This window comes from Rhodopseudomonas pentothenatexigens (genome assembly GCF_900218015.1).
GTDB lineage: Bacteria > Pseudomonadota > Alphaproteobacteria > Rhizobiales > Xanthobacteraceae > Rhodopseudomonas > Rhodopseudomonas pentothenatexigens.
In genome coordinates this window covers 40,234-49,936 of the sequence record NZ_UFQQ01000032.1, presented here as the reverse complement: position 1 = coordinate 49,936, position 9,703 = coordinate 40,234, and the positions used below count along the sequence as shown (strand labels likewise).

Annotated in this window: 7 protein-coding genes; 3 read left to right on the top strand and 4 right to left on the bottom strand. The window is 66.5% G+C overall.

Translation table 11 applies throughout. The features are described 5' to 3' along the window. Positions 1 to 236 precede the first annotated feature (236 nt). On the bottom strand, positions 237 to 2,963 hold the full coding sequence (locus DWA33_RS21865) for a cation-transporting P-type ATPase (RefSeq protein ID WP_244601371.1): 2,727 nt from the start codon (positions 2,961 to 2,963) through the stop codon (positions 237 to 239). A 499-nt stretch (positions 2,964 to 3,462) separates the two neighbouring features. Here DWA33_RS21865 and DWA33_RS21860 point away from each other — a divergent pair, with 499 nt between their 5' ends. The 3 genes from DWA33_RS21860 (at position 3,463) to DWA33_RS21850 (ending at position 6,281) form a co-directional block, all read left to right on the top strand. After that, a complete protein-coding gene (locus DWA33_RS21860) occupies positions 3,463 to 3,768 on the top strand; it encodes a hypothetical protein (RefSeq protein ID WP_114360607.1) in 306 nt (101 codons plus the stop codon). Between the two features lie 24 nt (positions 3,769 to 3,792). Beyond that, a complete protein-coding gene (locus DWA33_RS21855; RefSeq protein WP_114360606.1) occupies positions 3,793 to 4,827 on the top strand; it encodes an AI-2E family transporter in 1,035 nt (344 codons plus the stop codon). Positions 4,828 to 5,063: 236 nt separating this feature from the next. Then, positions 5,064 to 6,281, top strand: coding sequence for an ABC transporter substrate-binding protein (locus DWA33_RS21850; RefSeq protein ID WP_114360612.1), 1,218 nt, complete (start codon positions 5,064 to 5,066; stop codon positions 6,279 to 6,281). Positions 6,282 to 6,541: 260 nt separating this feature from the next. Here DWA33_RS21850 and DWA33_RS21845 read toward each other — a convergent pair whose 3' ends face one another. The 3 genes from DWA33_RS21845 to DWA33_RS21835 are packed head-to-tail and all read right to left on the bottom strand — an operon-like array spanning position 6,542 to position 9,700. Next, a complete protein-coding gene (locus tag DWA33_RS21845) occupies positions 6,542 to 7,222 on the bottom strand; it encodes an ABC transporter ATP-binding protein (protein ID WP_114360605.1) in 681 nt (226 codons plus the stop codon). Further along, positions 7,215 to 8,441 (bottom strand): ABC transporter permease, encoded by a 1,227-nt coding sequence (locus DWA33_RS21840; RefSeq protein ID WP_114360604.1) that lies wholly within the window; start codon positions 8,439 to 8,441, stop codon positions 7,215 to 7,217. The genes DWA33_RS21845 and DWA33_RS21840 overlap by 8 nt, the downstream gene beginning before the upstream one ends. After that, positions 8,438 to 9,700, bottom strand: a complete 1,263-nt coding sequence (locus DWA33_RS21835) for an efflux RND transporter periplasmic adaptor subunit (protein WP_114360603.1) — start codon at positions 9,698 to 9,700, stop codon at positions 8,438 to 8,440. Before DWA33_RS21835 ends, DWA33_RS21840 begins: the two co-directional genes overlap by 4 nt. Between the last annotated feature and the right edge of the window lie 3 nt (positions 9,701 to 9,703).

Genomic DNA, 9,703 nt, shown 5'->3' with positions numbered 1-9,703 from the left:
ACCGGCGCCCCGTCCCGGATGGCCGTCCGGGACGGGGCATTCCCCGAAGGGAATGATGAAGGATAGCAGATCGCGCTAATACAAGGAGCCCGGCGAAGCCGGGCGTCTCGAAGGATGGGGCAACGCATTCCGTGCGTCACATGGTTCGAGACGGCGCTACGCGCCTCCTCACCATGAGGTTGTGCGTGTGGCAGGCGGTGCGGATCAGCTCTGATTCGATGAAAAACAGAACTGCTCTAGCCTCGGCTCGACCATCGCTTCTCCAGCTCCACCAGCACCAGCAGCGCCACGCCGACCGCGACGATGACGACACCGTCGGCGGGCGCGATCGGCCTGGTGTCGAACACCGCCTGCAGCGGCGGCAGATAGGTGAAGGCGAGCTGCGCCAGCACGACGATCGACACGCCGATCAGCACCGCGGGGGTGCCGACCACGCCCTGCCAGGTGATCGACGGGCCGCGGATGTAGCGGACGCTGAACAAATAGAAGATCTCCATCACCACCAGCACGTTGACCGCCATGGTCCGAGCCGTCTCGACCGGCAGACCGCGCGCGGTCGCCCAGGCGTAGATCCCGAAGGTGCCGATGACCATCAGCACCGAAACGAATCCGATTCGCCACAGCAGCAGCGGCGATAGCAGCGGCTGATTGCCGGGCCGGGCCGGACGGCGCATCGCGTTCGGCTCGGTCGGCTCGAACGCCAGCGTCAGCCCGAGCGCCACCGCGGTGATCATGTTGATCCACAAGATCTGAACCGCGGTGACCGGCAACGTCAGCCCGAACGCGATCGCCAGGATGATGGTGAGCGCCTCGCCGCCATTGGTCGGCAACGTCCAGCCGATCACCTTGACCAGGTTGTCGTTGACGGTGCGCCCTTCGCGCACCGCCGCGGCGATCGAAGCAAAATTGTCGTCGGCCAGCACCATTTCGCTGGCCTGCTTGGCGGCTTCGGTGCCCTTGCAGCCCATCGCCACGCCGACATCGGCGCGCTTCAGCGCCGGCGCGTCGTTGACGCCATCGCCGGTCATCGCGATCACCGAGCCGTCGTCCTGCAGCGCCTCGATCAGCCGGAGCTTGTGCTCGGGGCTGGTGCGCGCGAACACCGCGGCCTCGCGCGCCTGCCTGCGAAACTCGTCGGGCGCGGCGTCGTCGAGCTGCCGCCCGGTGACTGTCGCCGGATCGTCGGCGAGACCGAGCTGCTGCGCGATCGCCCGCGCGGTGGCGGCATGGTCGCCGGTGATCATCTTCACCCGGATGCCGGCGGCTCGGCACTCGGCGACGGCGTCGATCGCCTCGGGACGCGGCGGATCGATCAGTCCGACCAATCCCAGCAGCGTCAGCCCGGACTCGACGTGCTCGGGCAACAGATCGCGCAAGGCGCCGTCGCAATCGCACCGCGCGATTGCCAATACACGCTGCCCGTTCGCCGCCATCGTCTCGACCGCGGCCTCGAACGCATCGCGATCGAGAGGCTGCACGCCGTCCGATGTCGCAACGGTGTCGCACATCGCCAACACCACTTCCGGGGCACCCTTGACGTAAGCGACCGCGCCGCCGCGCTCGCCGGCATGCAGCGTCGCCATGTAGCGCGTGCGGGCGTCGAACGGCAGTTCGTCGAGGCGCGGGAATTCCAGCCGCGCCGCGGAGCTGTCGTGGCCGGCCTTCAGCGCCAGCGTGATCAGCGCGCCCTCCATTGGGTCGCCGTCGACCGACCAACCATCGTCGGCCTTGCGCAACTCGGCGTTGTTGCACAACAGCGCTCCGAGCGTGAGCTGCTCCAGCACGGCATCAGCCGCCGGATCGACCGGCTCGGCCCCTCGGATCTGAAATCCTCCGTCGGGCGCGTAGCCCGCGCCGTCGACATCGATCCGGCCGTGCGCGGTGACGACATTGCGCACGGTCATCTCATTGCGCGTCAACGTGCCAGTCTTGTCGGAGCAAATCACCGACACCGAGCCGAGCGTCTCGACTGCAGGCAGCCGGCGGATGATGGCGTTGCGCCGCGCCATCCGTTGCAGCCCGACCGCGAGCGTGATCGTCATCACCGCCGGCAGGCCTTCGGGGATCGCCGACACCGCCAGCCCGATCACGATCATGAAAGCGTCGTCCAGCCGATACGCCTGCACCAGCACCGCATAGGCGAACACCAACACCGAGACCGCGAGCACCACAAAGGTGATCTGCCGCGCGAACTGGTCCATCTGCCGCACCAACGGCGTCGCCAGCTTCTCCACCGCGCCGATCATCGCGCTGATCCGGCCGAGCTCCGTGCGCGCGCCGGTTGCGACCACCACGCCGCTGCCCTGCCCCTCGGTGACCAGCGTTCCGGAAAATGTCATCGAGCTGCGGTCGCCGAGCGCGGCGTCAACGGCCACCGCAGCGCTGCCCTTGTCCACGGGGACCGACTCGCCGGTGAGAATCGCCTCGTCGATGCGCAGATTGCGCCCGCGGACGATGCGCAGATCGGCCGGCACCCGGTCGCCGGCTTCGAGCAACACGATATCGCCGGGCACCACCTGGTCGGCCGGGATCGTCGTCCGGCGGCCGTCGCGCAGCACCGCGGCGTGCGGCTCGATCATCTTCTGGATCGCATCCAGGGCCTTTTCGGCCCGGCCTTCCTGGACGAAGCCGATCACCGCGTTGATCAGCACCACGCCGAAAATCACCGCCGCATCGGTGACGTGGCCGATCGCGGCCGACAGCACGCCCGCGGCGAGCAGCACGTAGATCAGGAGATTGTGGAACTGCAGCAGGAACCGCAGCAACGCGCTGCGCGGCGGCGCGCCCGGCAGGGCGTTCGGCCCGAACACAGCGAGCCGTTCGGCCGCTTCCTGCTGTGTCAGGCCGTCGGCGCTGCCGTTCACCGCGGCGAGGACGACCTCGACCTCCGCGGCGTGCCATCCTTGTTCGGGGGCGACCGCAGGATCGGTGGTGCTGCTGATGGATGAAGTTGCGTTACGCAATGATGACGCCTCTCTTCGAAATCTGACCATCGTCTGCCGCGAGTCGAATCTGGATCGCTCGGCGCCGAACAATTCGCCCGCGGATGCGATTGCGCAGAGTGCAGGACCAGCAGACTGACGTATCACCATCACAGCATTGATTCATGTCATTGCCGCCCCTCACTGCATACCCTCGCGGCCGCGCCGCTGTGATGCAAAGACGACCCAATGTGCAGATCGCCCTGCGCCGCCGCTGCTTTCATCGTTCGACGATGCGGTCGCCGAAGCTGCGGAACTAATGCGTCACGATGTCGCCTCGGCGGAGGCCGGTCGCCGTCGGGGCAGCCGACGCAGCCTCGCTGCCATCACGTCAGCCGCGCGAGCTGAGGAACCAACGCGAGCAGGTATGGGTTTCGTCGGAGTGTACGGATGAAGCGTCCGCGGGCGAGAGGTGTCGGGAGCAGCCCGGCACGTCGCTCGGACTCACGGGTCCACCCGATCACAACGAAAGGATCATTCCATGCTGTTACGCTCTGCTGCCGCAATAGCCGGTGTGATCGCGGCAACTCCCGGCCTCGCGAAAGCCCAGAGCAGTTTCCCTGCCTGCCCGTCACAGCAGAAGATCGAGCAGGTTGTCGGCAGCAAGGGACAGTTCGTCCCCGACGAATGCCGACATCTGAAGATCACCCGCGTTCGGTCCGGCGGCACCGAGCTGTGCATCCTGGACTTCCGGTCCGGGACGAATCCCGGAATCCTCGACAACATCGCCGATGCGACTTTGCCGACGCAGTGGTGGATCGCCTGCGACGACTTCAATCCTCGATAGCCCGGCGCAGCGGTGGACTCGGCGATGAACACCGAGTGGCGTTACTTCCGCCGTCTGCTGATTGCCGCGGGCGTCGTGTTTCTGTGCTACGTCGCGTGGTCGGTCGCCGACCTGCTGCCGCTGGTTTTCGCCGCCGTGCTGCTGTCGGTGCTGATGGCCGGCTTCGCCCGGGTGATTCAGTCCCGCCTGTCGGTCGGACACGGCTCGGCGCTCGCGATCGTCGTCTCCGCGCTGATCGTCGTCGTCGGGGCATTCGGCTGGCTGTTCGGCGCCGAACTTGCGGGCCAGCTCGGTGAGGTGTTCCGCCGTGCGCCGGACGCGCTGAACGCTCTCGGCAGCCAGTTCGGCTACGACGACGCGGCCGCGCGGATGCGCGACGAGCTCTCGTCCACCCCGAGCAGCGGCCTGCTGTCGCGTGCCGCCAGCATCGGCTACTCGTTCGTCGGCGGAATCCTCGACATCCTGCTGGTGCTCATCGCCGCGGTGTATCTGGCCGCCGATCCCAACGTGTATCGGGCCGGACTGGTGCTGCTGTTTCCGCGCGCTCAGCACGATCGGATTCAGGACGCGATGAACGTCACTGCGGCGGCGCTGCGACTCTGGTTCCTCGGCCAGCTGGTATCGATGGTGCTGGTCGGCTTCGCGTCAGGGTTCGCGTTCTGGCTGATCGGGCTGCCCTCCCCCATCGGATTGGGACTGATCGCCGGCTTGACTAATTTCGTGCCGATGATCGGCCCGGTGGTCGGCGCGTTGCCGGCGCTGCTGCTGTCCTTCACCCAAGGCGGTTCGGCGGTGATCTGGACCGGGCTGGCGATTCTGATCATTCAGCAGCTCGAGGGCAATCTGATCACGCCGATGGTGCAGCGTCGCGCCGTTCAGGTGCCGCCGGCGCTCATCCTGTTCGCGATCGCCGGCTTCGGGCTGCTGTTCGGCTGGCCCGGAATCATCCTGGCGGTCCCGCTGGCCGTGACCTGCATGGTGCTGGTGCAGAAGCTCTGGGTCCGTCAGACGCTCGGCGGACAGACCTCGGTGCCGGGCGAGCGTGACGCGGCGGCGTGAGCACTCGGCGAACGCGCGGAACACGCGCGCCGGCCGCGAATTCCGCACAAAGCAAATATCAGCAGTCTTGCCCGCGTAGCCGTGGGGCCGCGCCCCTGTGACGGAATAATCGCCGTCGTTCGTGCCATGCGCTGATTGGTCCACGCGATCGGCATTGCACCGCCGTGCCGCGCGTGCGTAGTATCGTCGCCGTGACGATCGAAAAAGATCGCGCCAAGAAAACGGGATGGAAACAGATGAGACTGTTCAAACTTGCGGCCGTGGTCGCGGCGACCTCTTTGCTCGCGCCCGGTGTCTCGCTCGCACAGAAGGCCTATGGGCCGGGCGCCAGCGACACCGAAATCAAGATCGGCAATTTCGTGCCCTACAGCGGCCCGGCGTCGGCCTACGGCATCGTCGGTCAGGTGCAGAGCGCCTACGTCAAGATGCTGAACGAGAAAGGCGGCATCAACGGCCGCAAGATCAATTTCATTTCGTATGACGACGCCTATTCGCCGCCGAAGGCGGTGGAGCAGACCCGCAAGCTGGTCGAAGGCGACGAGGTGCTGTTCCTGTACCACACGCTCGGAACGCCTTCGAACACCGCCGTCATGAAGTACCTGAACCAGAAGAAAGTGCCGCAGCTGATGCTGTCGAGCGGCGGCACGCGGTTCGGCGACGATCCGAAGACCTATCCGTGGACGATGCCGTTCAACCCGCCCTATCAGGCGGAGGGCCGGATCTACGCGAAGTGGATCATGGCGACCCACCCCAACGCCAAGATCGCCGTGCTGGTGGCGAACGACGACTACGGCAAGGACATCTACAAGGGCGTCAAGGACGGGTTCGGCGCCAAGGCCTCGATGATCATCTCGGAGGCGACCTACGACATCACCGATCCGACCATCGATTCCCAGATGGCCAAGCTCAAGGCGTCGGGTGCCGATCTGTTCCTCAATCTCTCCACGCCGAAATTCGCCGCGCTCGCGATCCGCAAGATGGGCGAACTCGGCTGGAAGCCGGTTCACGTGCTGAACAACGTGTCGTCGTCCGTGGGCGCAGTGATCAAGCCGGCCGGGATGGAATATGCGCAGGACGCCATCACCGCGAGCTATGTCAAAGATCCGACCGATCCGACCTGGAAGGACGATCCGGGCGTGAAGGAATGGGACGCGTTCCTGCAGAAGTACATGCCGGGTTCCGATCGTTCCAACGGCCTGTTGCTGTATTCCTACGGCGCCGCACAGACGCTGGAACACATCCTGAAGCAGGCCGGCGATAATCTGACGCGCGAGAACATCATGAAGGTGGCGACCAGCCTGAAGGGCTACGCGCCGGCGTCGCTGCTGCCCGGTATCACCATGAACACCTCGCCGACCGATCACTTCCCGATCGAGCAGATGCAACTGATGCGCTTCAAAGGCGATCGCTGGGAGATGTTCGGCGAGGTGCTTGAGGCGAGGGTTACGAACTAACCACCAACGCTAGAAGTGACGACGGATTCGCGGGGCCAGCCCCCGCGCATCCTTTCATTTGAACGATTGGCGCTGCCCCACCACTAGCTGTCATCCCCCGCGCATGCGGGGGATCTAGTATTCCAGAGCGGCTCTGGCGACGCCCTGAGCGACCAGCCAATACTCTGCAATACTGGGTCGCCCGGACGAGCCGGGCGATGACGGCGGAGTGTGACGCGGGCGACGTGCCATGCCTCGTCTAAAGCAGCGTCTTCTTTGCCCTACCCCGCAATCCTGCCATCCACCACGCGGACGATCCGGTCGCATCGTGCGGCGAGGTCGTCGTTGTGGGTCACGAGTAGAAACGTGGTGCCGCGTTCGCGGTTGATTTCGCGCATCAGTTCGAACACGTCGTCGGCGGATTTAGTGTCGAGGTTGCCGGTCGGCTCGTCGGCGAGGACGAGGTCGGGGTCCATCGCCAGCGCGCGCGCGACCGCGACGCGCTGTTGCTGGCCGCCGGACATGTTGGTGGCGCTGTTGTTGCGCCAGCGGCTGAGACCGACGCGGTCGAGCAGTTCGTCGGCGCGCTGCTCCATCGCCGTATCGGGGCGGCCGCGATCGACCAGCATCGGCATCATCACATTCTCGCGGGCGGTGAACGCCGAGATCAGGTAGTGATACTGGAACACGAAGCCGATGGCGTGGCCGCGCAGATGCGTCAGCGCCGAGTCGCCGAGCTGTCCGGTGTCCTCACCGTTGATCAGCAGGCGACCGCCGGTCGGCCGGTCGAGCAGGCCGATGATGTTGAGCAGCGTCGACTTGCCCGAGCCGGACGGCCCCATCAGCGCCAGGAAGTCGCCGCGCTGCATCGTCAGGTCGATGCCGTGCAGCACCTCGGTCTCGACCGGCGTGCCGACATTGTAGGATTTGCGGATCCCGTCGAGGGTGAGGACGTCAGCCACGGATCGCCACCACCGGATCGAGCCTTGCGGCACGCAGCGCCGGGGCGATCGCCGCGGCGACGCCGGTCGCGGTGGCAAGCACCGCGGCCCACACGAACAGATCGGGTTCGAGGATCAGCGGAAACAGCTCGCTGCCGTCGACCTGACGCGCCGAGCGATGCCAGGTGAACAGCGCCAGCGCGCCGAGCGCAGAGCCGAGCACCGACCCGACGAAGGCGAGCAGCCCGCCCTGGATCAGAAACACCTGAAGGATCTGGCCGCGCCGCGTCCCCATCGCGCGCAGGATGCCGATGTCCTTGGAACGCTGGATCACCGTCACGATCAGCACCGCGGCGATGCCGAACGCTACCGACAGGCCGACGAACAGCCGGATCAGCGTGTTGGAATTCTGCTGCGCCTGCACCGCGGTGAAGAACTGCGCGTTGGTCTTGATCCAGCTGTCCGCCTTCACCCGCAGCATCGCCTGCACCTCCTGGGCGATGGTCTCGGCCGTGTAGATGTCTGCCACCGTCAGATCGATCGAGGTGACGCCGCCGATCAGCCCGAGCATGCTCTGGGCGTTGCGCAACGTGACGAAGGTGTTGCGCTGATTGGCGGCCTTGTTGCCGAAATCGAAGATGCCCTTGATGGTGAGGATGCGATTGCCGGCGAGAGGCGTCGACACGATGATCTTGTCGCCCAGCGACGCGCCGAGATCGCGCGCCAGCTCGATGCCGATCAGGATGCCCTCGGTGGTGACCTGCGCCTCGCCGGCGACGATGAAGTCCGGCACCCTGACGATCTTGAAATAGATCTCCGGTTCGATGCCGTACAGCGTGACGGCGCGGCTGGTGTCGCCGCGCAGCGCCAGCGCCGAGCCCGATGCGGTGGCGGCGGCGTAGACCACGTCCGGCCGGGCCTGCATCTCGGCGCGGATCTTCGGCCATTGGTCGATCGAGATCATCCGCTGGGTCGGGCGCTGCACCACCGCGGCCTCGACCGTGCCGGGCTCATCGCGAAGCGGCCGGGCCACCTGATCCGGCGGCAGCAATTGGATCTGCGGCACCGAGGTCAGCACCCGCTTGATGAAATTGGCCTGCAGACCGGCCAGCATCGCCGACATGAACACGATGACGCCGACGCCGATCGCGATGCCGCCGACGATCACCAGCGTCTGCACCGCGCCGTCGAGCAGAAACCGCACCGCGGCGATCCACTCGAACGGCAGCCAGCGCTTCATCGCAGCACCGCGCGGATGCGCTGATCCGGCACGACGCCGGTGGCGAGCGGAATCACCCGGTCGCCGGGAACGAGGCCGTCGATCACCTCGTAGAAGCCGACGCCGCGCAGGCCGAGCTTGACCGGCTGGCGTACCGCGCGGCCGCCGCTCGCTTTCAGCACGTAGGGCGCGGCGGTCGCGTCGTTCACCGCGCGCGCCGTCACGATCACCACGTCGTCGCGCCGCGCAGTGGCGATGTCGACCGACACCGTCATGTCCTGGCGCAGATAGTCCGGCGGATCGTCGACCTTGAGCTTGATCTCGACCGAGGCGCGGTTGATGTCGACCGACGGATTGATGTAGCTCAGCGTCGCATCGAACCGCTTGTCCGGATAGGCGTCGGCGGAGGCCAGCGCGTGCTGGCCGAGCGCGAGCTGGCCGAGATTCTTCTCGTCGATCTGCACCACGATCTGGATGTCGCCCGCCGGCGCCAGCACCAGCAGCGCCTTGCCCGGCTGCACCACCGTGCCGCGCTCGACCGCCCGCGTGATCAGCACTCCGTCGCGCGGCGCCACGATGGTGGCGTAGCCGAGCCGCGCCTGCGCGGTGTTGAGATTGGCGAGCGCCTGGCTGAGCTGGGTCTCGGCCATCACGAAGTCGCTGCCGCCGGGGCTGGAGGTGAACACCTGCAGCTCGGCGGTGCGCACCTGGGTGCGGGCGACATCGAGATTCTTGGTGGCGTCGTCGAGCGTCGCCTTGGTGCCGTAGCCGGAGGCTGCCAGCTTGGAGGCACGCTCGTAGATCGCCTCGGCGTTGAGCAGGTTGGCGTGGGCCTGTTTCAGCGCTTCGTCGGCCGCCGGCTTGGTAAGCTCGCGCAGCTGGCGTACCCGTGCCTGGGCCTGCGCCACGGCGCCTTCGGCCTGCACCACCCAGGCCTGCAATTCCGACGCCTCGATCGCGACGAGCTGCTGGCCCTGGTGGACCTGCTGACCTTCCTTCACCAGCACGTCCTTGACCGTGCCGGTGATCTGGCTGGCGATTTCGACGCGATATGGTGTTTCGATGTGGCCGCTGGCCACCACGGTCTGCACCAGGTTGCCGCGCTGTACCGCGACGGCGACCACTTCGGGCCCGAGCAGCAGCCGGACGAGCCCGAGCCCCGCCGCGATCAGGACCACAGCGATACCGAGCGCGGCCCATTTGTAACGCCACAATCCGCTCGCCCAGCGTGCGGCCAGATTGGGACGCGGCGCCTCGATCTGCTCGGTTTTCTGCAACATGAT